This is a genomic window from Streptomyces sp. ITFR-21 (assembly GCF_031844685.1).
Classification (GTDB): Bacteria; Actinomycetota; Actinomycetes; order Streptomycetales; family Streptomycetaceae; genus Actinacidiphila.
This window is the reverse complement of the sequence record NZ_CP134608.1, coordinates 54,404-77,839: the sequence shown is the minus strand read 5'-3', so window position 1 is coordinate 77,839 and position 23,436 is coordinate 54,404. Positions and strand designations below refer to the sequence as shown.

Sequence of the window (23,436 nt, the reverse complement as noted above, 5' to 3'; positions counted from 1 at the left end):
GACGACCCGTTGCCCGAGACCACAACAGCCCCGGACCCCTCCAGGGCGCAAGAGCACCCTCCCTGGCATCCGCACCTTGCCACGCCTACCCCTGCCCTTCCGTGGTGGTCGTGCTGTCGCCCTGGACGTCCGGGCCGAGCGGCGACAGCTGTGCGCCGGGCGGCGCGCTGAGGTCGACCTGGTACTGCTTGCCGCCGATGAAGGCGACGCCGATAGGACCGACGAGGCCGCCGTCGCCAGCCCTCGCGGCGCGGCCGAGCACGCGCTGAACGGCGGTCATGGCACGGAGCGGGCGTTGCGCCGCGCGCTGTCCGGGAACGGTCATGGGGGATCTCCTGTGTACGGTTCGCCGATGGGGACAAGGCCGACGCCGACCTGCTCGCCGCTGGCCCCCCACTCGACCTCGACGTCGGCGAGGCGGTAGGGCTGGTTCAGGTCGTTGCACATGCCGGTGGCCGCGACGTCGATCCGCTGGCCGGGCACGAGTTGGCGCATGCTGACCGGCGCGGTCGGCGCGAGGGTGGACCCCTCGGGGATCGTCAAGCTGGTGGGCACGGGGTATCGCCCGTTGTACGAGGCCCGCGCGATCTGCCACAGGTCGTAGGCCGTCAGCCCCTCCGCCGACGTCTTAATCAGCGTGTCCAGCCGCCCGTATTCCGGCGAGATGACACCGGAGACACCGAACTCCGTGCCCGAGATCTCATCGCCCACCTGGTTGGTGACCCACACGATGCTGGCGCCCGTGGGGCCGTCGCGGACGATCTGCACGTCACCGGCGATGTCGTTGAGCGTGAGGCGGGCCTGTGCCGGGTCGGCGGTGGTCATGGGCCGGCTGAGGAGCAGGGAGCGCCCGACGGTGGTGTATTCGAGGCCGCGGGGCACGAGCTCGTCGTTGATGATCTGGAGGATGGGCACGATCCACACGCTCGCGTTGTCGCTGCCGTCCTTCTCGAAGGAGGCTTTGACCGGGTCGTCCAGGCGGACGATGTACGGCAACATCTCCGGCCAGTCCGGTTGGGAGGCGAACAGGCCGGCCTGGAGGTTGAGGCGGATGATCGTGTGGGCGATCTCCTGCACCGGACCCATGTGCATCGGGTCGGCCGTGTTGGTGCTCAGGTAGCGCAGCACCGTGGTGTTGACCGTCCTGGCCAGCCACTCCGTGACGTCGTGGGCCTCGACCACGAAGGTGGCCCGCGTCTCCCGCGTACGGATGACCGGCCCTTGCCACACCAGCTCGGTATCCCGGTACAGCGTCAGCTCGTGCGCGTACGGCTCGATCTGTCCGAGCAGCCCGCAGCAATCCGCCCCGGCCGTGCCCTTGGCAATCGTGATGGTGCCCTCGGCGGTGTCGTTCAGCGTGCGGTTCCACTTCACCGCCGTAAGCGCGGACACGTCCGGCGAGGTGAACGGCCGGGCGCCGCCCCGCCAATGGATGATCGCCCGGTACTGCTGCGGGCACCCCAGCAACTCGGCCATCAGCCCACATCCGAACGGGGCACGAGCAGTACCCGGGCGCGCGCGTCCGCCGCGGTGCTCGCCTGCGTGGACAGAATCTCGATGCACAGCCCTGTCGGGCAGCTGAACACCGGCCACTCGAAGGACCCACCGAGCGGCCCGTACAGCGTCGGCGTGCTCGTCCCCGTCCCGAGCGCCCCCTGCGGGCAATCCACCTCCGCGGTCTGCGTACGCCCGTCCACGGTCAGCGTCGACCCGGCGGGCAGGTACGGGATCTGAATGTCCGTGCACGCCGCGCACGGGTCCGCCACGTCCATGCAGTCGCCGCCCAAGGGGTTCGCCCAGAACCTCACGATCACCCGTCGCAGGGCACTGGCCCCGGTCTCCAGCTCCAGCACCGGAACGGCCTCCAGCCACTCCGGCTGGTCCACCGGCGACAGCGCCACGACGGACCGGTAGAAGGCGGCCGACCCGGTCGGGTAGCAGGCATCCACCGGCACCGGGGCGCGCACGGGCAGCGGTGGAGGCGGACACGTCGGGTCATCCAGGCACGGCGTTGCCTCCAGGCATTCCCCGTACACCTCATCCGGGTCGAACGTCAGCGGCGTGCCGGCGGATAGCTGCACCCAATCGGAACCGGTGTCCAGCGGCTCCCGGTAGATCCACGGCACCGCGGCCGCCAACGTGAACGTGACCTCCGCGATGATGCCGTCCGGGAAGTACGTGGCGGTCGTGATCTGCGGGCCGTCGAGCAGGCCGACCGCGTACAGGTGCCGGAGCTCGCCCGTGCCGTCACCGGTCGGACAGCAGGCGTACACCCCCAGCTCGGAGCCGCCACACGCCCCGCTGCACGGGCCGCCTTGCAGCGCGGCAGACAGCCACTCCAGCGCGTAGGACAGCGCGCAGTCGTCGAGCGCGAGCAGCAGCACCGTGTAGAGGATCTCCCGGTGCGCCCGCCGGGCGACGCCGAGCGCGGCCCCGTCGCCCACCAACTGCACGGGGGTGCGGCTGATGGTGGACGCGGAGAACCCGGCGGCGCTCATCCCCATGACGCCGAGGAAGTTCCCGCTCTCCGGAAGGTTCGGGTCATACCAGGGCGCCGGGTCCGTCACCGGGTCGACGTACGGCATGTCGTTGAGCGCTGTGGCCAGGTCCGGGCACGGGTCACACGCGGACAGCAGACACCGGCCCTCCGCGTAGGCCGCGGCCCTGGCGCTGTTGATGATCTCGCCGCAAGCGAGGTCGGCATACTCCGGGATCACGTCGTCATACCCCCGCCGCTCGTGCCATCAGGCCGTACAGGTGGTCGGCCAAGACCCGCGGGTCCTGAGCGTGGCTGGTGATGTTCCAGGTGTGGGAGGTCTGCGTGCTCGCTGCCGGGGCCAGGGCCGGGCTGGTGCCAACGCCACGGCTGGCCAGGAGGTCCAGCAGCCCGGACTTCTCGGCCAACTCCGCAGCGCGCCGAGGCTTCGTCAGCGGGATCACGACCTCGGGCTTCCCGCCCTCGCCGAGGGCGGCCACGATCGGGGAGGTGATGATCCCGCCGTTGGCGAACCCGGGCAGGAGCCCACGGACGGCGCTGGGCAAGCCGGACCGGACCTTGGCTGCGATCTGGCTGCCGATGTTGCCGATGACGCCGAGGATCTTGCTGGGCAGGCCAGCGAACAGCTTGACCACGGCCGAGATCAGGCCGGAGGCCGCCCGGGTCGCGGACCCGGTGGCCGAGCTGATCGCGCTGCCGATTCTCGACCCGATCCCGGACAGGGCCGACCCGATCCTGCTGGGCAGGCCCCCCAGGTACGAGACGACCTGTGAGGACAGCGAGGACGCGCCGCTGAGCGCCGAGGAGGTGGCCGTGCGGAACACCGTGGCGATCCGGCCAGGCAGGGCCGCCAGAGCCGTGCCGATCCGGCCGGGCAGGGTGGAGAAAAACGAGGCCGCCTGACCGATGAAGGTGAGCGTGGCCGAGAGCGCCGCCGAGAAGCCGCGGGCGAAGGCGGAGGCGATGATCGCGCCCAGCGACACCAGCCCGTTGGCGATGTCCGTTGGCAGCCGGGTGAAGAGGAACACCAGAGCGGCCAGCGCGGTGAGGATGCCGATCACGGCGAAGGCGATGGCGGACGTGAAGGCGCTCAGCAGCAGGCCGGGCAGCGCCACCAGCCCCGCGACGATCCGGCCGGGGAGCGCGACGAAAAAACCGATGATCGCCTGAACGCTCACGCTCACCGCCGTCTGCGCTGCCGACAGCGCCGCGGTGAAGGCGGTGGAGATGGCCGAGCCCAGCAGCGACAGCGCGGCGACGATCAGGCCAGGCAGGGCGGCCACGCCGTTGACGAGGAAGGCCAGCCCGTCCGCCAGGCCGACGACGGCGTCGACCAGGCCGATGACGATCCCGATCAGCGGCTCGATGATCAGCCACCGGGCCAGGGCCGCGGCGATGGCGATGACGTAGCGGTCCAGCGTCAACGCAACGGCCTCGAAAGGGGCCAGGGCCACCACCAGGTCAGCGACGGCCGGCAAGAGCGGCACCAGCGCCAGGACCAGGTCATTGAAGGCCCCGACGAGCTGCGGCAGGACCGGCAGCAGCGCCTTCACCGCCAGGTCGATCAGCGGCGCCAGCGCGACCACGGTCCGGTTGATCGAGTCGCCGACTGACCCGAGCAGCGGAACAAGATCCTTTGCGGCCTGACCTAGCGCGTCCCCCAGGGCATCGGCCACCAGGGTGAGCACCGGCACCAGCGGCAGCAGCGCGTTGACCAGCCCAAACGCGAAGTCGATCAAGGGCTTGATCAGCGGCAGAACGATCTTGAGCCCGGCGACCAAGACCCCGGCCAGCAACTGGCCCACCTGGGTGATGACCGGCGCCAGGGTCACCCCCAGGGTCTGGACCAGCGGGGCGACGATCCCGATCAGCTGCGAGAAGGCCGGCAAAAGCGCGCCGGTCAGGATCGGCACCAGGCCGGCCACGGCCGGCAAGAGCGCATTGACCGCGCCGACCAGGGCGCCGAAAAGCGGCAGCAGCCCGCCGTTCAGCAGCGCGGCCCCGAGCTGGACCAGGGGCGGCAGCAGCGAGGACAGCGCCCCCCCGAGCCCGGAGCCGAGCTGCGCCGCCAGGGGGGCGATGCCGGCGGCGAAGGCGGTGAAGCCCTTGGTGATCTGCGGGAGCAGCGGCAGCAGGCTGCTCGACAACGCCGCGATGACCGGCGTCAAGGCCGCGGACAGGACCTTGATGGCCCCGGCCAGAACGGCGTTCGCGAGCCGCGACAGCTCGGTGATCAGCGGCAGCAGCGGCTGGACGGCCGTACGGACGGCCCCGAAGATCGTTGCCAGCCCGGCCAGTTGGCCGCCGCCCCCGGCGTTGAGCGCCTTGAACAGGTCCGCGGCCAGGCCGCCGACCTGGCCCAGGACGTCGCCGAGCTGGTCGAAGACCGTCAGCGCGCCCTTGACCCATGCGACGGCCTGGCCCCCGGCGGCGGCCTGCTGGAGGAAGGCCCCGAGCTTGGCCCCGGCGTTGCCGATCGCGGTGCCGACCTGCGTACCGAAGGCCGCCGCGACGGCCCCGCCGACCTGGACGAACCCGGAAACGACGAGGCCAATAGCGACCGCGAGGCCCTTGGTGGCGGCGCCGGCCGCCGTGAGGACCTGGCTGATCGAGCGGACCCCGGTCGCCGAGGTGACGAAATTCGCCACCCGTTCCCCGGCAAGGCCGAACTGCCCGCTGATCGTGGACAGGCCGGTCTTCAGCGGCCCCGCAAGGGCCTTGGCAACGGCCGTGATCTGTCCGGCCAGGGGCTTGAAAAAAGCGTCCTGGACGGTGGACTTGAGGGCGTCGAGCTGCGGCTTTACCGCCCGCAGCTCCTTAGCGACGGACTGGGCAGCGGGGGACAGCCCCTTAAGGGCCTCCTCGAACTTCTTCTCGTCGTCCCCGAGGGCCGCGCCGAAGGCGTCGGAGACGCCGGACAAGGCGAGCTTGAGCGCGCCCATGGCGGCGACCCCGCCCAGCACCGCAGCGGGCAGCGCAGCGACGATCCCGATCGCCGGGGCCAGCGACGCTCCGAAGGACGCCAGGTTGCTGGCCGCGGACAGCGCGCTCGCGCCGATCGCGGCGAACTTGAGCCCCTTGAGCAGGAGCTTCCCGACCGTGCTCGCGGTGCCGGTGAGCAGGCGCAGTGACCGGGAGAAGCCACTGACGTCGGCCGTGACCGGGACGCCGATCGACGGCGGGCGGTGCGCCCGGATTCGGACATCGAACCCGGTGAAGTCCGGGACGACCGGGACGCGGATCTCCAGCCCCCGCAGCCCGGCAAGGAGCTCGGCCTCGAACCGGCTCAGGTCCGGGAGGACCGGGATGTTGATCCCGTTGAGGTCCCGCAGCCCCCGGACGAGCTGCCGGTCGAACCGGCTCAGGTCCGGGTCGACCTGGACGCTTACGGCAGCGGCATCGAGCCCCCGCTGAATGTTGCGGCGGATCGTCGTGCCGATGGTGCGGGTGCCGCGGTCCAGCGTCCGCGAAATCTGGATGGCCAGGTCACGCGCATCCGTGACGACCCCGGTTTCGTCCAGGGTGATCGTGATGCGGGCTGAGCCGTAGTCGTCTTCGCCGGCCACCGGGCAACCCCACGAGTGCGTGGATGGTTGCCCGGCCCAAAACCAGCGGCGTACGGCGAGGGCGTAGCCCTGCCGTACAGCACAGACTAGCTGGTGGCGCCTCCGGTGAGTCTGGCGTCCTCGGCCGCGAGCTGCGCGGCGAGGGCCTGCGCGGACGCCATGTCCAGCCCGGCCCCCGGCGGGCGTACTCGCCGGCCGCCCCCACCACGGCGCGTGCCGCGCGGCGGGGCGTACAGCTTGGCCCGGTTGCGGGCACGCTCGGCGTCGTCGTCGGCCGCGGACTCCATGGCCGCCTCAGCCGCGTTGAGCATCCGCCTCAGCGGCCACGAGCGCGGGTCGATGCCTTGGAGGGCGAGACTGCCGTCCCACGAATCCCAGGAGGCGGCGATGCTTTCGCAGAGCCTCCAGACGACGTAGGAGGGCGCTGGCCTCCGCTGAACAGGGAGACCGTCCACTCCAGCAGCTCCACCAAGACGCGGTCCGGCAGCCGGAGGTGATACGTCACCTTGGCGCCGCCGCCCTTGACCGCCGCGGCGTAGGCGTCGGCCTCCTCCGGGTCCGTGAAGGACTTGAGGACCTTGCCGCCCTTGATCACGTCCAGGCGGGTGAACAGCTCCGCGGACTCCGGGAGCATCAGGTACGCGAGGAAGCCGCGCATCCCGCGCGAGACCCTGCGGAGCTGCTCCGGGTCCAGGCCGTCCAGCTCATCGGGGTTGACGCCGCTGGCCTGCTGAGTCTCGCGGAGCGCGGTGTATGCCTCCATGAAGTCATCGCCCATGACCTCGGGCTGGAACAGCAGTTGCGTGTCGCCGATGTCGGCGACGTGGGGTTCGGTGTGGAGCGCGAAAGTCTTCTGCACGGCGGTGCCCTGTCTCCGGTGCGGTCGCCCGGCCCAAAACCAGCGGCGTACGGGGAAGGGTAACCGTGCCCGGACAGGGCACCGCGGGGCCGGGACGGCCGGTCAGCGGCCTTCGCGGAGCGCCCGGCCGAGGAAGTCGTTGGCGTCCGTGCCCGGGTGGTGGACCAGCTTGGAGAACACCACCCGCCCGCCGACCTCGAAGCGCAGGGCGCGAGCGCGGCGGGGGCGGATGATGTGCGGGCGGGTGCCGCGCAGGACGTACTGCACGGCCGGGTGGTTGCAGGTGATGACCCCTTGCAGCCCGCGCGGGCTCTCCACCACGTCGGAGCTGATGAAGTCCCCCATGTGGCCGGGGGCCTCGCGCTTGGCGATGGCCTCCACCCGCTCCGTGCGCTCCCGGAGCTTGCGTTCCACGGGGCCGTTGCGCAGCCGCAGGAGGCGCGCGATCCGGCCTGGGTCGATGGTGACCTCTACGCTCACGGGCTCTCCTCCTCGGCCGGGCAGCCGCAGCCGGGCAGCGCCACAGTGACGCGCTGCTCAATGCCCCCGCAACCGCCTTGGGACTCCAGGACGCGGTGCGCGCCCATCAGGAACTGCGGGCCGCGGCGCCTGGTGCCCGTCGACGGCAGGCAGCACAGCAGCGCGTTGTAGACGCTGGCGGTATCCACGTGGACGATCTGGGCCGCGGCTGCCAGCTCCTCGCAGGTGGGCGGGCACCCGTGCTCGTCGATGGTCGGGACACACCGCAACAGGGTGATGACGAGTTCGACCGCCGTCGCCGGCACGAGGCAACCGCGCGTGCCCAGGACCGTGCGGTCCTCGGCCGGGAAGGAGGAGGACGGGTAGATGCGGGCGACGTGGACGGTGAGTTGCCCGCCGACGCTCTCCGCGGGGCCGCACGGGTCAGCGCATCCGTCCCATGCCGGAGGGCCGGGGACGACGCAGGCCCGGCACGGACAACCGGGCTGGCCCTCCACCTCCGCGGCCGTCTGGTCCAGCATGGCGCACACGCACCCCAGCACGGTCTCGGCCATCGTGTGCACGGCCAGGGGGCTCACGGCCATGTCGTCACCCTCGGGGGCTTGTAGTCCGGGCTGTAGACCCGGGACGGGGAGGTGAGCCGGTAGGGGTTGACCGCCGTGAGCCACAGGTCGACGAGCAGCAGGCCGGTACGCCCCTCGGTGAACAGCAGCGACGGGTCGTAGTCCGTGACCGTCACACCCTGACGGGTGGACATGGTGGAGCCCTGGCGGGCCAGCTTGGTCACGTTGCCCGGCAGGCGGCACGGCCCGCACGTACCGGCGGGCAGGCAGGACTTCACCAGCTCACACGTCAAGTCGCTGACGGCGGCGATGGCGGCCTCGTCCAGGGGCAGGCCCCACCGGTACGTCACGGTGAAGGTGCCGTCCTCGCCCGCAGGCAGCGCCATGTCCTGGCAGGTGGGCCAGCATTCCCCGTCGGTGCGCACGAGCATCCCGGGGGCGTCCACCCGGTATGCCTCCGGCACCAGGTCCACGCCGTCCACGTTGACCGACACCACGTCGTACACCGGGCCGGGGAGCTTCACCTCGCACAGCTCCCCGCACGAGCACGAGGAGCCGCACCCGCACGCCACCGAGGCGTTGCGCCAGGCCCCGTCAGTGCCGATGTACGGCACCCACCCGCCGTTGCCGATACCGGCCTGCCAACTGATCGGACCGGAGTCCAGGCAGCTGCGCCGGCAGGGGCGCACCGTCACCGGGCACGGCCCCCACCGTCGCCCGGACATGGCCCACAGCGTTTGCGAGGCGATGAGCTGCCACCGGGTGATGACGGCCGGGTCCAGATCCTCGGGCAGGTCGCAGCACAGCTCCACCGGCCAGGCCTCGCACGGGCCGATCTGGATCGGCATTCAGCGCCTCCCGGCGGGCTTCTCGTAGGGCGACGGTCGCCGGAACGCGTCGCGGATGAACTGGCCGACGTGCCCGTTGGCGAAGGAGTCCGGCATCGTTGACAGGAATCGGCTGTTCGGCCCGTACCCGTGGGGTGCCCGGTGGAGGACTTTCACGTCACGGATCTGCGTGCCGCCGAGTCCGGCAAGGTTGCCGTAGAGCGTGCGCTTATGGACGACGGCCAGGTGCCGGCCGGTGTCCAGGGCCGCGAGCATCCCGGCCTTGTCGACGGTCATCGGCACGTGCAGCTCGTACGACATCGGGTCAGGGTGGCCGAGGCTCACCAGGAGACGGGCGGTGTCCCGCATCCCGCGCAGATAAAGGCCCGAGGCCCGCGCGGCGTAGTAGGCCTCCACGTTCCGGACGGGGCCGCGGTGGAGGACCGGCATGCCGTCCGGCTGAGGGTGCATCAGGAAGAAGTCGTCATTGCTGAGGACGAACTGCTCCGAGACCCCCGGGTGCTCGCACGCGGCGCGCACCGCCGCGGTGGTGTTCTGGTACTTGGTGCCCGTCTGCCGGGTCGGCAGGTGCTCGACGTTGACCGCCCACGGGGGGCGGTGGCCGACGAGCCACACCCGGCCGTGCGGAAGGTGGGCCGCCACCGAGCGCAGCGCGTAGCGCAGTTCCTCGGAGGCGGCCCCTTCCCGCACCGGGATCACGAGGTCCGGCGCGGCCACGGTCACGACGCCAGGCAGAGGCCGCCCGTGACCGGCACGTACTCGCACGTCGGCTCAGGCGGGGCGATGGTCGTCACCATGGTGCGGCGGTGGCAGGTGGAACCGAGCGGGGTGAGGAGCGGGCCGGCCGCCCCGGTGGCGTCCTTGGCGAGGACGTCGTACGGACCGACGCCCCAGCCGCCGCCAGCCCGTGTTGCCCCGGTGAGGGTCAGCGTCACGGCCTCACTGCCGACCTCCAGGTCTCCGAGCAGGCCATTTGTGACCCACGGCAGCAGGAAGTAGATCCACGCCCCGTCACCCGTGCCGGTCGCGGAGCAGGCGTCCGAGTTCAGGACCTCGGCCCACAGTTCGATGGCGAAGCCGCTGTTGCACTGGATCGAGCAGTCGTCGTAGCCGATGGGCCTGCCGTCGAACCCGTACACGACCGGGTTGCCGGTGGCGATCTCGATCAGCTCGGGGCTGACGCTGTAAAAGTCCAGCTCAGCGTCGTATCCGTTGAACGAGGGGCAGCCCTTTTTGAACCCGCACACCTTGCCGTTGGCGGCCGTGTACTTGACGTCTGTGCCGTCGTCGGTGTTGGCGTTCATCTGCAATGAGGCGAAGCAGTCGAAGACGAAGGCGTTGTCGTCGCCGCAGATTGGCCGGCCGCAGCCGTCAACCCGGGTGAGCCGCATGACGTCGGCGTTGGCGATCAGGGGACAGGTCATGCCGGGAACCTCCATACGACTCCTGGAGGCCCGGCCCAAAACCAGCGGCTACGTATCGCAGTGTATCCGGGGCGTTCCCCCCGGGGCCGGGCTCTACTGCTTGGCCGCGGCCTTCGCCGGTGTCTCCCCAGCGGGCTTGACCCCGAGCATGTTGATCGGCCCCTGCTCGGGGTGGTGCTCGGCCATGGCCGCGTTGAACTCCTCGGCCGAGATGGGGATCCACCCCTCCGGCGGGGGCAGCACGCCGAGGGACCGCATCAGGGAGGTGCCGTCCGGCGAGGTGAAGAAGACACCGAACTCGGGTCCGGGCTCTGTGGCCATTGCGTGCTCCTTACGGGGTGTTCGTGGTGGTGATGATCGTGGCGTCCGTGACCCACGAGTTGATCGTTACGGACCCGGCCGTGACGTTGATCGCCGGATACAGGGTGACCGTGCGGCCCGACGCCGCCGGGATGTTCCATCCGGAGTCGGTGACCGTGCCGTTGTCCCGGGTGCGGCGTGCGGCGCCGAGGGCGGTGATCGGACCCCACAGGGGGCGCACCGTCGCCGGGTTGCCGTCGTAGACCTCGACGTAGCCAAGCTGGAATGCCGCGTCCGCCGTGTGGTTGATGTCCCAGGTGCCGGACGCGGTGATGACGAAACCCCAGGTCCGGCACTGGTTGCCCTGGAAGTTGGCCGGGATCGCGAAGGACTGGCTGGCCCCGGGGTTGATGATGGCCCAGCCACCCGTGTTCGTGATGGGGGTGGCGAACCCTCCGTTGAAGTGCTCGACGTAGATGTGATCCTCGGCCGTGTAGTGGTCCGGAGGCGTCCACAGCGCGCCGGTGTCCGGGTCGCAGTGCAGCGTCGAGTTGGCCGCCGCGTCGCAGCCCCAGTCGTCCGCCCACAGACGGGCACCGGCGATCGGCAGTGCCGCGAGCGGCGAAGCCGCGGTGCCGGCCCCCTGGAGACCGCACCCGATTTCCAACGGCGGCGGCGCGGGCACGAACAGGCGCCCGTCCGCGCCGATCACCAGCTCGTTGCCAGCATCCGCTGACGGTGCGACGAGCAGACCGTCCGGCCCTGCCTCCAGGCCGTTCGGCTCCGGCGCCACGATGACGTCGGCCTCGACCACGTACGGGTCGCCGGCCGTACCGCTGCCGGTGGCGGTGGTGTCCACGGTGTTCGTGTCCCCGCCCTGGAGCACGGTGGCCACCCCGGCCGGAGTGTAGATCCCACCATCGGTCCCGAGCACCGTGGTGTTGCCCGCGTCCGCGGACAGCGTCACGCCGATCTCGCCGGTGACCGGGTCGTACGTCGCCGGCCCCTCCGCGCTGATGCAGCCGCGGACGTCGGCGCACTCCAGCGACAGGCCCTCGGGGCCGGACTGGAGGAGCTGGTCACCGCCGCCCGGCGGCGCCGGGTCGAGGATCACCTCGGCGGTCACGTCGTACGGGTCGGCCGTGGTACCGGTGCCGGTGAGTGTGAGGTCGATGGTCGGGGAGTCGGTGACGGCGAGCGCGGTCGGGACGCCGCCTCCGCCGGTGGCACCGATGACGTACGGGGCGGTGGTGGATCCGTCGCCGTCGACCGTCGCGCCGGGCCCGGCGAGCACGACGCATTCGCAGTGACGCTCGTCGCAGCAGCTCATGGTGCTACCTCCTGGAGATGGGTGACGCCGGGCATCAGGCGATACGCCGGTAGCGGAGGGTGGTGCCGCCGTTGGCGTCGGTGGTGATCGACGCGCTCTGGGTCCCGGTACCGGCGACGACGGTCCGGGCTCCCTGGAGCCGGATCGTGGCGGGCCCGGTGACGCTGTACTCGACAGCGATCGGTGCGGTGCCGGTGGTGTGGGTGTTGCCGTTGGCCGCGGCGTTGGGCGGGCTCAGCTGGAGCACCATGACGGTGCTGTGCGGCACTGGGGTCCCGGCGGTCTCGTCGTACAGGCGGGCGCTGATGAAATGGTCGGCGGGCGATCCGGTCAGCAGTGACGCGCGTACCGCCGCGTCGAGCTGGTAGGTACCGGCGGCCGGGAGGGTGATCTGAAGGGTGGTGCTGGTCCAGGCTCCCGACGCGGTCGGGGTCAGATTCAGCGATCCGGCCAGGGCCGCGGACCCGTGCTCGAAGGCAGGCTGCCCGCCGGTGGCGCCGATGACGTACGGGTCGGTGGTCGATCCGTCGCCGTCGACCGTCGCCCCGGGCCCGGCAATGACGACGCATTCGCAGTGGCGTTCATCGCAGCAGCTCACGGTGCTACCTCCTGGGGTTCGGTGGCGATCACGTGGACGGTGACCCCGGCCGCGGGCAGGGCAGCGGCCAGGACGGACAGGCCCAGGACCTCGATGACGGCGGCGCCGTCGGCACGCACCGTGGCCGAGGCGGCCGTGCTGGCGGTGAGGCGCACCGACCGGAACCCGCCGCCGGCCTCCACTGCCAGGGCCAGGACCGGGGGCGCCGGGAACGGCGGGTCCCAGGTGACGGTGGCCTGTCCGGCGCTGTCGGTGACGACGGCGGCCCGCTCGATACGGATACCGGGGCCGCCCGGAGGGCCCGGCGTTCCGGGTGGGCCGGGGATGGCCAGGCTTCCGGCGGTGCCGCTCACAGCGTCACGCTCGCGGTCCAGGCGACGGCTACCGGGCCGTCTCCGGCGGTCACGGTCAGCGGGCCGGTGAGGGCCGCATCGGTGTCGCGGGCGACGGACCAGCCGATCGACTCACCGGCGACGAGGTCGCTCGGGCCGTCCGCGGTGGTCACCGTGGCGGTGCCGCGAGCGATGACGGTCACGGCCTGGAGCAGCGGCACCGTCGCCGCGTCCCAGCTCGCGCCTGCCGCGAGGACCAGGCGGTGGGCCTGGACACCCCGGGCGGCCGGGGCCCCGCTCACCGGGCCCTCGGCGACCGGCGCGACAGGGACGTACGGGCCGGTCAGCCCCGGCTCGTAGGTGCCCACAGTAGTGAGGGCGCCGGTGCAGCCGTCCACGCTGATCAGCTCGACGTACCGGGTATCGCCCACACCATCGCCGGTGGTGTCGTCCCAGCGGCACTCCTCGCGCAGGAATGTCGTGCAGTCCTCGCCGGGGGACTCCTCGTCCGGGGCGGGTCCGCAGACGCCGACCGTCCCGGACGCGGTGTACGGGGTGGCGCCGTCCAGGGCGGTGTCGATGACCGATACCGCCGTGGCGATCCCGGGTGCGTAGACCAGGTGCCGCAGGAAGCCGGTGACCGTCCCGTCCGCGGCGGTATCGCACAAGGGCAGTGTCTCGGCGGTCGGGCAGCAGTCCCCACCGCTGTTATCGGCCGGGACGCACTGGCCGACGGTGCCGGTGACGGTGTAGGGCTGGCCGTCCAGGGTGCTGTCGGACGTGGCCACCACCTGTCCGGTCTCGCAGTCGGTGACCACCGACCGGAGGAACTGGACGGCGGTGGTGGCCTCGCAGCCGTCCAGGGCCACGGACGCGGTGAACTGGTCGGCGGTCCAGCCCTTCGCGGTGCCGTGGAACGTCTCCAGAATCACCGCGGCGAACAGGGTGCCGGCGGCGAGGTCGGCTGCGGTGACCGGCACCGTGACGGTGAGGGTCTGCACGTGCCCGACCGGCGCGTACGTGGTCACGTCCTGCGCGGCCAGCAGCGCCGTGCCCTGGTACAGGCGCAGCGCGCCGTCCCACAACTGTCCGGCGCCGGGCCCGTTCTGGGTGACGCGTACGGAGACGGTGAGTGTGCCGGACGCGGCGTCGCAGCCGGCCGGGGCGGCGGTGATGCGGCCGGTGGCTACGGGGTTCACCTGGCCGGGGCCGGTGCCGGCCGGCCAGGTGAGGGTGCCGCCGGTCCACAGCGGGGTGTACGGGCCGGGCAGGTCCGGGAACTGCGCCGGGGCCAGGCCGATGTCGGCGCCCGTGGCATCCGTGATGTCCGGGGACACGGTGACGGTGGAGTCGGCCGGGGCGTCGCACAGCAGCACCGAGGCGGTGTCGCGGCACGGCTCGGACCCCGGGCCGCAGATCCCGACTGTGCCGGACGGTGTGTACGGCGCGAATCCGTCGAGCGCGGTGTCGGTGACGGCGGCGGGCTGCCCGCCGCTGCCGTAGGTGATGTGCCGCAGGAACGGGCTGCTGCTGCCGTCCGGGGCGATGTCGCACAGAGTCAGGACCTCGACGTCCAGGCCGCTGCCTGCGCCCGCACCGCAGCCCGTGCCGCACGGCACGAGGTCGCCCTCGGGCGGGTCCGTGGCGATGCCCTGGGCGTCCAGCCACGACACACTGACCGTGCCGTCGCATTCCTGGGAGTACACCTTCGTGTACTGGATCTCTTCGCATTCCTGGGCCGGGCCGAGAATCCACTGCTGTCCGGCCGCGTCCACGATGGTCATCGGCCCGTACACGGTCCGGGTGCCGCCGGTGGAGCCGACGTACCAGGCACAGCCAGGCGCGGTCTGCGCCGCCCAGGTCGCACCGGACGGGTCCAGGTTGGTGAGGGCCTGCGCCCAGTTCAGGTGCATGCCCGGGGTGGCGGCGGTGCCTTCGCCGCAGGGGCCGCCGTTGAAGGCCCGGCCGCCGCCGTCGCCGATCACCTCCTGCCCGTTCACGATCCAGCTGGTGATCGTGTAGCCGCCGCTGGCCGGCTGGCACGGGAACGCCCCGTTCGGGCCCTGGACGCTGCCGCACTGCCCCGGCACACCCTCGATCAGGCTCGTGTTGTCGTATCCGGCCTCGGTGCGGGTGACCGCTCCGACGCACTCGGTGGAGAACGCGGAGGGGCAGGGCGGGTCCTGGCACAGGACCAGCTCGGCGCCGTCCGGCAGCTCGACCGGCTCGCCGGTGGTCGGGTCGGTGAGGCGCTGGAGGGTGCGGTCGCCGGTCTGGTTGTCGTAGACGCGCTCGACCAGAATTTGGGCGGTCACGGTGCCGGTGACTGGGTCCACCGCGCACATCAGGTCGGACTCGACGTCCACGCGGGTCTCGGGCGGCGGGACCGGGCAGCAGTCCTGTGCGGGCCGGCACTGCCCCACCTGGCCAGTGACTGTGTAGGGCTGGCCGTCCAGGGTGGTGTCCGTCGTGGTCAGGGTCTGGCCGGTCTCGCAGTCCGTGACGATCGTCCGCAAGAACTGCACGGCCTGGATGCAGCCGCTCTGCCCGTATTCCACCGTCGCGGTGTAGGCGCTGGCCTGCCACGATTTCGGGGCGGCAGGTACGCCGCCGCTCCCGGCTTCGTCCCAGGTCTCCAGGTCGATCCAGACAACAACTCCGCTGCTGGCGGTGGCGGCATCGACCGGGGCGGACACGGTCATGTGCCGGGTGGAGCCGACTCCGACAGAGCTGATGATCGGCGATGTCGCCAGCGTGGCCCCGTCAGGGGTGAGTAGGCGAATCCGGCCGTTCGTCAGGATGCCGGGGTTGGGGCCGAGGTTGCGGACCTCAACGGCGGCGGTGACGGTGGCGGTGCCGTCGTCACATGCGGGCCGGGCGCTGGTGATGATGCCGGCGGCGCAGCGGTGGACTTGCTTCGCGCCGGTCGCCGCGTTGCTCGTCTCGGCCGGGAAGGTGACCGTGCCGCCGCCCCACAGGGACTGGGCGCCGCCGGCCAGGGCCGCGTTGTGGAAGGTGAAGAAGTACGGCGTCGGGTCCGTGTCGGTCGTAGTGGACGTGACCGGCAGTGGCGGGACACCGTCAGGGGCCGGGTCGTCGCACAGCAGCACCGTGGCGCTGTCGTGGCACGGCGCGGGCTCGCCAGGAGACTCCTCGTCATCTGCGCTGGCGCAGACGCCGACTGTGCCGGTGACCGTGTACGGGGTGGTCCCGTCCAGGGCGGTGTCGGTGACCGTGACGCTGTCGGCTGTGGAGGTGATGTGCCGCAGGAATACGGTCACCGTGCCGTCCGGGGCGGTGTCGCACAGCGGCAGGACGCTCATGCCGCCGGGGGCGCCTGCGCACTGGTCGCAGACCGGCCCCGTTCGGCAGACGCCGACGCTGCCGGTCGGCGCGTAGGGGGTCTGGTTGTCGAGTTCGGTGTCCGTGACTGTGGTGACCTGCCCGGCCGCGTCCCGGCACACCGACCGCAGGAAGGTGTGCGCGGCCTGGCCGACCGTCAGGTCATGGATGGTGACCCGCCCGGAGGTCCCGCTGGCAGACGGAGTGAAGACCAGCGCTGTGCTGCCGGGGTGAGTGACTGTCGACAGGTCGGTGGGGGATGCCTGGTCGGACGCGCACAGGATGCCGCTGGCCTCGTCCCACAGGTGGTTGGCGTGGACGGTCTGCGGGACGCTGCCGGCCGGGAGGACGACACAGACGCCTGGTCCGCCGAAGGTGATCCCGAAAGCGGCCGTCACCTCCTGGTCGAAGGTCCAGCCGCCCTCGCTGCCGGGCAGGCCGGTGAGCCACGTCGGCACGCCGAACCCCGGAGACAGACCCGAACGCACCCAGGACACCCCGTTGCTGAGCGTCCCCTGTGTCCCGGCCGGAGGGCTCACCGGCATCGCCACCGGGGCGGGTGCGGTGTCGCACAGCACCAGCGTGGCCGCGCTGTGGCACAGCTCCGCCGCGCTCGGGCAGTCCACCGGGGCCACAGGGGTGTACGGCTGGGTCAGGTCCCCGTCCCGGTACGTGCCCAGCAGCGCCGGAGCCGCCGCGCCGCAGGGGTCGACCGCCCACAACTCCGTGAATTGCACATCTCCGGTGCCGTCGCCGGTGGTGTCGTCACATCGCTGGCGCTCCACGATCTGCGGGGCGCACACCGGCTCCGGGTCTCCCGGTGACTCCTCGCCCGCCAGGAGATCGCACTCGACCGGTGCGAGCGGGGTGTAGGGGGTGGTGTAGTCGGTCGGCCGGTAGGTGCCGACCAGCACCGGGGCGGTGCCCGTGCACGGGTCCACCGACCACAGCTCGACGTACCGGGTGTCCGGCAGGCCGTCGCCGTCCGCGTCGTCGCACAGGTGCTGGACGACGATCTGGCGGTCACATGCGGGTTCGCCGGGGGATTCCTCGTCGTCCGCGCCGGGGCAGATCGTGAGGGTGCCCTGGAGCGTGTACGTCTCACCGGTCGCCGCGGACACCAGGCGCACGGACTCGATCGAACCGTCGTCCGCGTAGTGGTACTCCGTCAGGACCAGGCCCAGGACGGTCGTGCCGTCCGCCGCGAGGTCGCACAGCACCCCGGAGACCTGGATGCTGCGGGAATCCCCGCACGCCGCCGCACCAGCCGGGGGCACGCCGGTGGTGTACGCGCCGGTCGTGAGGTTGAGCCATCCGGTCTGGGCGACGGTGCCGACGCAGTCCCGCTCAGCCACCACGGCGATAGGGACGCCGCCGGGCAGGCACAGCCCCGTGGTGGTCATGGGCTGGGTGCGCGATGGGCAGTCCGATCCGCCGCCGCACCCGCAGCTGAAAGCTCCGCCTACAGGCACAAGAGGTCTCCGATCAAGGTGAGGGTGGAGGTGGGGCGTGCGCCTGGCCCACGGTTCGAGCGGCCGTGGGCCGGGCGCAGCGGCGGGAGGAGAGTCAGCACTGCGTGCCGACCGTGACGAAGTTGCCGTAGTCGCAGGCCGCCACCGAGGTCGGGGCGACGCCGTCAGGTAGTGCGGTGACCAGGAGCGGCGCGGGGTTCACGGCATCCACGGAGCCGTTCGCCATCTGTCCGGACCCGCCGTAGCCCCAGGTGTAGACCTCACCGGCGGAGGTGAGCGCGATCGCGGAGTCCGTGCCCCACGCCATACCGACCGTGGAGTCAGGCAGCGTGACCAGCGTGGGGGAGGCCGCCGTGACCGGTGTGGTGGTGCCCTGTCCGGCGCTGCCCCATACGTTGCTACCCCACACGTACAGCTGCCCGTCGGGGGTGATCAGGGACGCGTTGTAGTAGCCGGCGTACACCGTGGCCGCGGTCACTCCGGCGGGCAGCGTGATTTGGGCGGGCGCGAAGCTGGTGGCCGTGTCGGGGTCGCCGTCGCCGAGCTGCTGGTAGTTGTCCAGGCCCCAGGTCCACACCTGGCCGTCCGTGTCGACGGCCACGTTGAAGTAGGAGCCTGCGGCGATGTCCGTGATGACCGTGCCCGCAGGAAACGCGACCCGGGCCGGGGAGAGCACGTTCGTGAGGGCGGTGGTGCCGCTCGCGTTGCCGTACCCGTCGTAGCCCCAGCCATACACGTCGCCCGTGTCCGACAGGGCCAGCAGGTGGTCGACACCGGCCGTGATCTTCGAGATCGTCGCCGCGCCGGGGAAGGTGACCGCGGACCACGTGGACCGGCTGGCTGTCCCGCCTGTCCCGAGCTGGCCCAGGGCGCCGTATCCGGCCGTGTAGACCCGGCCCTCGGTGCTGAGGAAAGCGGCCGTGTTGGCCGCCGCGGCGATGCCGGCCGCACCGACCCCGGACGGCATCAGCGACAGCGCGGGCGACAGGGCGTCCACGGTCTGCCCGCCGGCGAGCTGCCCGTACCCGCCGACGCCCCAGCCCCACACCCTCCCGGTGTCGTCGATCGCGAGAGAGAAGCCCTGGGCGCCGCCGTCGATCGTGACGAAGTGGGTGTCGTCCCCGGATGCCTGGGGCACTGGGGTCTGGCGCTGCGTGGTGGTGCCGTCCCCGAGACGTCCGCTGGGGTTCCAGCCCCACGCATAGGCCGGCGATAGCGGATGCGTCGTCTCCGCCGGAGAGGTGTACGCGCCTTCCGGGCAGCCCCCCGTAGTGACCGGCTGCACCGTCGCCGACACCGCGGTGCACGGGCTGATCTTCGCCGTGGTGACCACGCTGTACGTGGTGCCGGACACCAGCACCAGCGATGCCGGCTGCCCGTTGACGGTGGCGACTGACGCGGACACCGACACCGGCTGAGGGAACGTCACCAGCAGTGGGACGGTGCGGCTGACCGTGGACGAGTCCGGGAACGGGGTGTGGTTCGCGGCCCAGGTCGGTGCCAGCGTGCCCGGGGTGATGGACGAGCAGGGGTCCGGGGGCACGATAGCCGAGATGGAGGAGCAGTCCGCGACCACCGACCCGGTCGTCTCGTACGGCGTGATCCCGTTCAACTGCACATCCTGCGGTAGCCCGACCTGTGCACCGGTCCGGCTGTCGATGATGTACCGCCGCAGGAAGGACACCGAGGCCATGACCTCACCGTCAGCGATGTCCTGATCGCACAGGACCTGCTGCTCCACCGAGTACCGGCCGCCCGAGCCCGTGCCGCACAAACTGACGACCCCAGCCACGGTGTACGGGCTGGACCCGTCCAGACCGGTATCCGCCGTCGAGACGAGCAGCCCGCCTCGGTAGCTCACCTGCCGCAGGAACCCGGTCACCGTGCCGTCTGGGGCGGTGTCGCATAGCACGATGATCTGGGCCTCGGTCTGCGCGGGCTGCGACCATGAACCGCTGGTGCCACTCATGTGTCTCCGTAGGTCAGTTGGGTGCCTCGCGGCCCAGTCCCGGAGCCATACCTGCGAGGGGGTCAAGGTCAGACGGCCGAGCACCAGCGGGCGGCCCGTTGGCCGCCGCGCCACCGTCGGCCAGCGACGACGGAAAATGTTTGCGGTGCGCGCCGGTCACGACTCGTCACCTTCGCATGGTGCGGACCACTGGATGTAGGCGGTGGCACCGTCCGGGATGTCGACGGCGAGGGCCCCGCACAGCACACCGGGCGAGCACGGTGTGCCGGGCGCGGCCCAGCTGAAGGCAGCGCCGCATTCGGTGATGACGGTCGAGTTGCCCGCGCAGTCCGTCACGGTCACCGGCCCGCACGCCACGGTCACCGACACGGACTCGGTACCGTCCGGGATGGTCCACGTCTCCGGGCCGGTGATACCCAGGAGTTGAGGGCACATCGGTACCGGGTCGCAGTCCCCGGCATCGGGGCACGGCCCGGCCCCGGCCGGCAGCGGCCCCGCGGTGAACTGGCCGGTCGTCGGGTCGATCCAACCGATGACCTCGGGGGCCCCGGCCGGGTCGGTGCCGCAGACGCAGGGTGAGCGCACCATCAGCAGCACCGGGGACCCGTCGGCCTGGCACAGCGACGTCGAGGTGATGGACGGCGAGCAGCAGGACTCGCCGGGCGGGTTGCTGCCGCCCCCGGGGCTGCAAGGCAAGGGCTGTACGGGCATCGCTTACTCCCGGCCCGTGGGATGGACCTGCCGGGCGTGGGTGTCCCGGCCCCGGGCAGTCGTGAACTCCTTGGGGCAGCCGGGGCAGAGGAACACGCCGTCAGGCTGCTCCTCTGGCGTCGCCGGGTTGTCGCCGCCTGCGGGCAGTTCGCTGCCGGGCTCGTCGCCGCCCGCGTTGAGCGCGGCCAGGTCGACGGCCAGGAGCGCGGCGTCCATGGCGGCCTGCACGGTTTCGGGCGACGTGGCCGCGACCATCGCGGCGGCGTCGGCCTCCGGGCTGCCGGGAGCAGGCGCGGGCGGGGTGCCCGGTGGCGGCTGGCCGGTGGCGGCGTCCTCGTCCGGGCTCACGTACCGGTGGCCGTTCACCAGGGCGCCGATCAGGATCTCTTCCGGCACCTCGACGAACAGACGGGGCGGGACGGCGAAGGAGTTCGTCGAGACGGTGCGGATCTTCGGCGTCTGCGCCACCGCCCACACCGCGAAGTCGACCCGCATCTCTTGGGCGGGCTGGACATGGATCATCGGGCGCACGGCCCCTCCCAAGGTGGTCACGGTCACGGGCACAGCTCGACGTTGATGGCGCAGATCGAGCAGGTTGTGCCGACGACGACGGTCCGCTCGGCCAGGACCCGCTGGTCGTTGAAGCGGGTGTCGATGGATGGGCCGGCGCGGTCCGGGATGATGTCCACCGGACCGCGCCGGACGACGACCGGCCCCGAGATGTAGAGCCAGGCGGTACCCGGATCGGCGGGGATTCCGCCCGGTCCGGAGTTCTCGTACGAGTAACCGGCGCCGATGATCGCGCAGTTGCCGGTGAGGGTCTGCGGCGTCCCGCCGGCCAGCGAGAGGATGTTGCAGCAGCCCAGCAGGGCGGCGGCGCCTGCGGGGACGTGTAGGACGCCGATGCCGCCGTACGTTTCGGCGAGGCAGCCTTCCAGCGCCGCGACACCGGCCGCGATGTTCACCGGCCCGCCCGCCGGGGTCAGGTCGAGGGCGTTGGCGGCGAGGTTGTCGCGCCAGAACGCGGCCTCGATCGCCCGCTGTTCGCCCAGTTCCAGCGTCGCTCGGACCTGCTCGACGGCCTCGGCGTACGACCAGCCCATGGTCGAGCACTTCGCACCGGCGTAGATCGTGTGCGGGGACGCGTGCTCGGTCTCCGGGGAGCAGAATTCCTTGGGCGGCGACGAGCCGGGCAGGCCGGGCGACTCCTCACCCGGAGACTCGTCCGCGCACCAGTCGGTGTCCCGGACCGGGCAGCACCCGAGCGACATCCACTCCACGCCCATCAGTTCGTGGATCTGCTCGTCGGTGACGTCGATGATGTCGGCGCAGCCGCCGAGGATCCCGTGAGGCAGGGGTCTGCCCGGGATGGCTTCGACACGGCTGCGCAGTCCGGCTGACGGCATGGGCCGACCTCCTCACGTATTCGGGTGCCGGGGCCGGGCTCCTCGATAGGGGCCCGGCATCCAGCGGAAGAGGTCGGGTCAGGCGATCGGGCAGTCGATGCCGAGCTGCTCGCCGGTTCGGCCGTCGGCACACACGGGGACGGTCACGATGCGGGCCTCGTCGTTCCGGGCGATCAGCGCGCTGCATTCCTCGGTGAAGAGGGCCGTGTAGTCGTTGGTCTGGAACTTCGCGCTGTCGTGGATCACGCCCAGCGAGATCTCACCGCCGCGACCGGCCTCGAAGGTGCCGGCCGGGTAGATCAGGAACGGCACGGTGGAGGGCCACACGGTGGCCGGGTCCGGGCTGCCGATCTCAGCCGGGACGGCCGGGTTGAGGCCGCGGGCCCACTGGATGCTGATGCCGATCTGCGCGAACGCGTCGAGGATCGACTGCGTCTTGATGTCGCTGACCGAGACGCCGTTCTGCCGGGCGATGTCCGCGAGGAAGAGGTTTTTGCTCCACCAGGGGAAGACGACCTCGATGTTGATGTTCTGGCAGAGCGACAGCTTCTCCGTGATGTCGGCTGCCTGGAGGGCTACGGCGGCGAACAGCGCGGAGAATGCGCCGAAGGTCTGCGCGATCGTGACCGGAGTCGACGCGGCGAGGGCGGCGGTGAACAGCTCCTGCTTGATGCGGATCTCGTGGGCGATCATCGCCTGCGACTGGTAGAACGCGACCAGCTCCGGGAAGTGACGCTGGGTCAGAATTCCACTTTCCAGGCACGCCCCGATGGCTTCGCACCGGACCTCGACCGGGTCCGGGCACGGAATCCGGAAGCACGGCTTGGGCGCCCCGGCGATGTCGTCGGCCTCGGTGTGGACGAACGTCATCGTGCTGACGTCGAGGGACGGCATCGGGAAATAACGCAGGCCGCCGCGGGCGAGCTGGATCTCCGGCAGGTCCCACAGCATCTCCGGGCAGGCCATCCCGGTGAGCGTGTAGACGGTTTCGGACGGGGCGCACCAGCCGCCGGACGCCACCAGGTCACCGCCCTCCAGGCGGGACTGGTCACCGGCCAGGAGCACGGCCCGGGTGCCCTCGGTGCCCGAACTGGAGTCGTTGACGATCAGCTTCGGGTCGAACGGCAGCCGGTACGACGCCGTGAGACCGACACCCCCACCAGCGGTCTTGAGCGCGTTCGCGCGGCGAATGATGCCCTCGGTGACGCCCTCCATGTCGAGGGCCTGACCCGGGGAGTAGCCGGGTACGTCGACCGAGGCGGTGATCTCCGGGCGCGGGTTCGGGTCGCGGGGCAGTACGGAGGGCTGGCGGCGGCGGACGCCGGACAGGTCGATGGTGCGGCGCGGCTGCGCAGCCGAGGCGGTGGTGTCTGCCTGGGCGGCCTCCGGCTCCGGGGCGGGCTCTTGCTCGGTGGCGGGCTCCGCCTCAGCGGGTGCGTCGCCGCGGACCTGGGCGGCCAGGGCGTCGATCTCGGCGGCGGCCTGCTCGGCGGCCTCGACGCGCGTGGCCTGCTCGGCACGAATGGCGTCGACGCCTGCGGCGAGGGTACGGAGGGTCGCGAGGTCGTCGCTGGCGAAGGTCTCGGAATTGCTGAGCGCGTCGAAGGCGCGGACCGCTGAATCGAGAGTGGACGCCAGTTCCTCAGCCGAGAGCGCGGCGAGGTCTTCGGGAAGGGTGAACTCGGGCTCGTCGGCCACGCGAGTCTCCTGATGCTGCGTAGGAGACTCGGCCCGAAACC

General features: G+C 71.5%; 21 protein-coding genes. All 21 read right to left on the bottom strand.

Translation table 11 applies throughout. The features are described 5' to 3' along the window. Window positions 1–85: 85 nt before the first annotated feature. The gene (locus RLT57_RS33020) at window positions 86–325 is read right to left on the bottom strand and encodes a hypothetical protein (RefSeq protein WP_311301304.1); all 240 of its coding nucleotides are present in this window, start codon (window positions 323–325) and stop codon (window positions 86–88) included. After that, window positions 322–1,476 carry a hypothetical protein gene (locus RLT57_RS33015; RefSeq protein ID WP_311301303.1) on the bottom strand — a complete coding sequence of 385 codons (1,155 nt, stop codon included), beginning with the start codon at window positions 1,474–1,476 and terminating at the stop codon, window positions 322–324. Before RLT57_RS33015 ends, RLT57_RS33020 begins: the two co-directional genes overlap by 4 nt. Beyond that, complete coding sequence (locus tag RLT57_RS33010; protein WP_311301302.1) at window positions 1,476–2,717, bottom strand: hypothetical protein; 1,242 nt, start codon at window positions 2,715–2,717, stop codon at window positions 1,476–1,478. The genes RLT57_RS33015 and RLT57_RS33010 overlap by 1 nt, the downstream gene beginning before the upstream one ends. 4 nt (window positions 2,718–2,721) lie before the next feature. Then, window positions 2,722–6,063: a hypothetical protein gene (locus tag RLT57_RS33005; protein ID WP_311301300.1), complete on the bottom strand. Its 3,342-nt coding sequence runs from the start codon at window positions 6,061–6,063 to the stop codon at window positions 2,722–2,724. Between the two features lie 86 nt (window positions 6,064–6,149). After that, the gene (locus RLT57_RS33000) at window positions 6,150–6,374 is read right to left on the bottom strand and encodes a hypothetical protein (protein ID WP_311301299.1); all 225 of its coding nucleotides are present in this window, start codon (window positions 6,372–6,374) and stop codon (window positions 6,150–6,152) included. A gap of 5 nt (window positions 6,375–6,379) precedes the next feature. Further along, window positions 6,380–6,922 (bottom strand): hypothetical protein, encoded by a 543-nt coding sequence (locus tag RLT57_RS32995; protein WP_311301298.1) that lies wholly within the window; start codon window positions 6,920–6,922, stop codon window positions 6,380–6,382. Between the two features lie 102 nt (window positions 6,923–7,024). After that, window positions 7,025–7,402, bottom strand: a complete 378-nt coding sequence (locus tag RLT57_RS32990) for a hypothetical protein (protein ID WP_311301297.1) — start codon at window positions 7,400–7,402, stop codon at window positions 7,025–7,027. Beyond that, window positions 7,399–7,986, bottom strand: a complete 588-nt coding sequence (locus RLT57_RS32985; protein WP_311301296.1) for a hypothetical protein — start codon at window positions 7,984–7,986, stop codon at window positions 7,399–7,401. The genes RLT57_RS32990 and RLT57_RS32985 overlap by 4 nt, the downstream gene beginning before the upstream one ends. Then, a complete protein-coding gene (locus RLT57_RS32980) occupies window positions 7,977–8,813 on the bottom strand; it encodes a hypothetical protein (RefSeq protein WP_311301295.1) in 837 nt (278 codons plus the stop codon). The genes RLT57_RS32985 and RLT57_RS32980 overlap by 10 nt, the downstream gene beginning before the upstream one ends. Beyond that, on the bottom strand, window positions 8,814–9,530 hold the full coding sequence (locus RLT57_RS32975; protein ID WP_311301294.1) for a hypothetical protein: 717 nt from the start codon (window positions 9,528–9,530) through the stop codon (window positions 8,814–8,816). It lies immediately after the preceding gene. A gap of 2 nt (window positions 9,531–9,532) precedes the next feature. Then, the gene (locus tag RLT57_RS32970) at window positions 9,533–10,237 is read right to left on the bottom strand and encodes a hypothetical protein (protein ID WP_311301293.1); all 705 of its coding nucleotides are present in this window, start codon (window positions 10,235–10,237) and stop codon (window positions 9,533–9,535) included. 93 nt (window positions 10,238–10,330) lie between these two features. Then, window positions 10,331–10,558 (bottom strand): hypothetical protein, encoded by a 228-nt coding sequence (locus RLT57_RS32965; protein WP_311301292.1) that lies wholly within the window; start codon window positions 10,556–10,558, stop codon window positions 10,331–10,333. Between the two features lie 10 nt (window positions 10,559–10,568). After that, a complete protein-coding gene (locus RLT57_RS32960; protein ID WP_311301291.1) occupies window positions 10,569–11,867 on the bottom strand; it encodes a hypothetical protein in 1,299 nt (432 codons plus the stop codon). Between the two features lie 34 nt (window positions 11,868–11,901). Beyond that, window positions 11,902–12,465, bottom strand: coding sequence for a hypothetical protein (locus RLT57_RS32955; RefSeq protein ID WP_311301290.1), 564 nt, complete (start codon window positions 12,463–12,465; stop codon window positions 11,902–11,904). Then, complete coding sequence (locus tag RLT57_RS32950) at window positions 12,462–12,818, bottom strand: hypothetical protein (protein WP_311301289.1); 357 nt, start codon at window positions 12,816–12,818, stop codon at window positions 12,462–12,464. Before RLT57_RS32950 ends, RLT57_RS32955 begins: the two co-directional genes overlap by 4 nt. Then, complete coding sequence (locus RLT57_RS32945) at window positions 12,815–17,542, bottom strand: hypothetical protein (protein ID WP_311301288.1); 4,728 nt, start codon at window positions 17,540–17,542, stop codon at window positions 12,815–12,817. The genes RLT57_RS32950 and RLT57_RS32945 overlap by 4 nt, the downstream gene beginning before the upstream one ends. 163 nt (window positions 17,543–17,705) lie before the next feature. Beyond that, entirely contained in the window at window positions 17,706–19,580 is a 1,875-nt protein-coding gene (locus RLT57_RS32940; protein WP_311301287.1) for an RCC1 domain-containing protein, read from the bottom strand. Window positions 19,581–19,736: 156 nt separating this feature from the next. Next, entirely contained in the window at window positions 19,737–20,291 is a 555-nt protein-coding gene (locus tag RLT57_RS32935) for a hypothetical protein (RefSeq protein WP_311301286.1), read from the bottom strand. A gap of 3 nt (window positions 20,292–20,294) precedes the next feature. Continuing rightward, window positions 20,295–20,813 carry a hypothetical protein gene (locus tag RLT57_RS32930; RefSeq protein WP_311301285.1) on the bottom strand — a complete coding sequence of 173 codons (519 nt, stop codon included), beginning with the start codon at window positions 20,811–20,813 and terminating at the stop codon, window positions 20,295–20,297. Window positions 20,814–20,845: 32 nt separating this feature from the next. After that, entirely contained in the window at window positions 20,846–21,697 is an 852-nt protein-coding gene (locus RLT57_RS32925; RefSeq protein ID WP_311301284.1) for a cupin, read from the bottom strand. Window positions 21,698–21,775: 78 nt separating this feature from the next. Next, window positions 21,776–23,395, bottom strand: a complete 1,620-nt coding sequence (locus RLT57_RS32920) for a major capsid protein (protein ID WP_311301283.1) — start codon at window positions 23,393–23,395, stop codon at window positions 21,776–21,778. Between the last annotated feature and the right edge of the window lie 41 nt (window positions 23,396–23,436).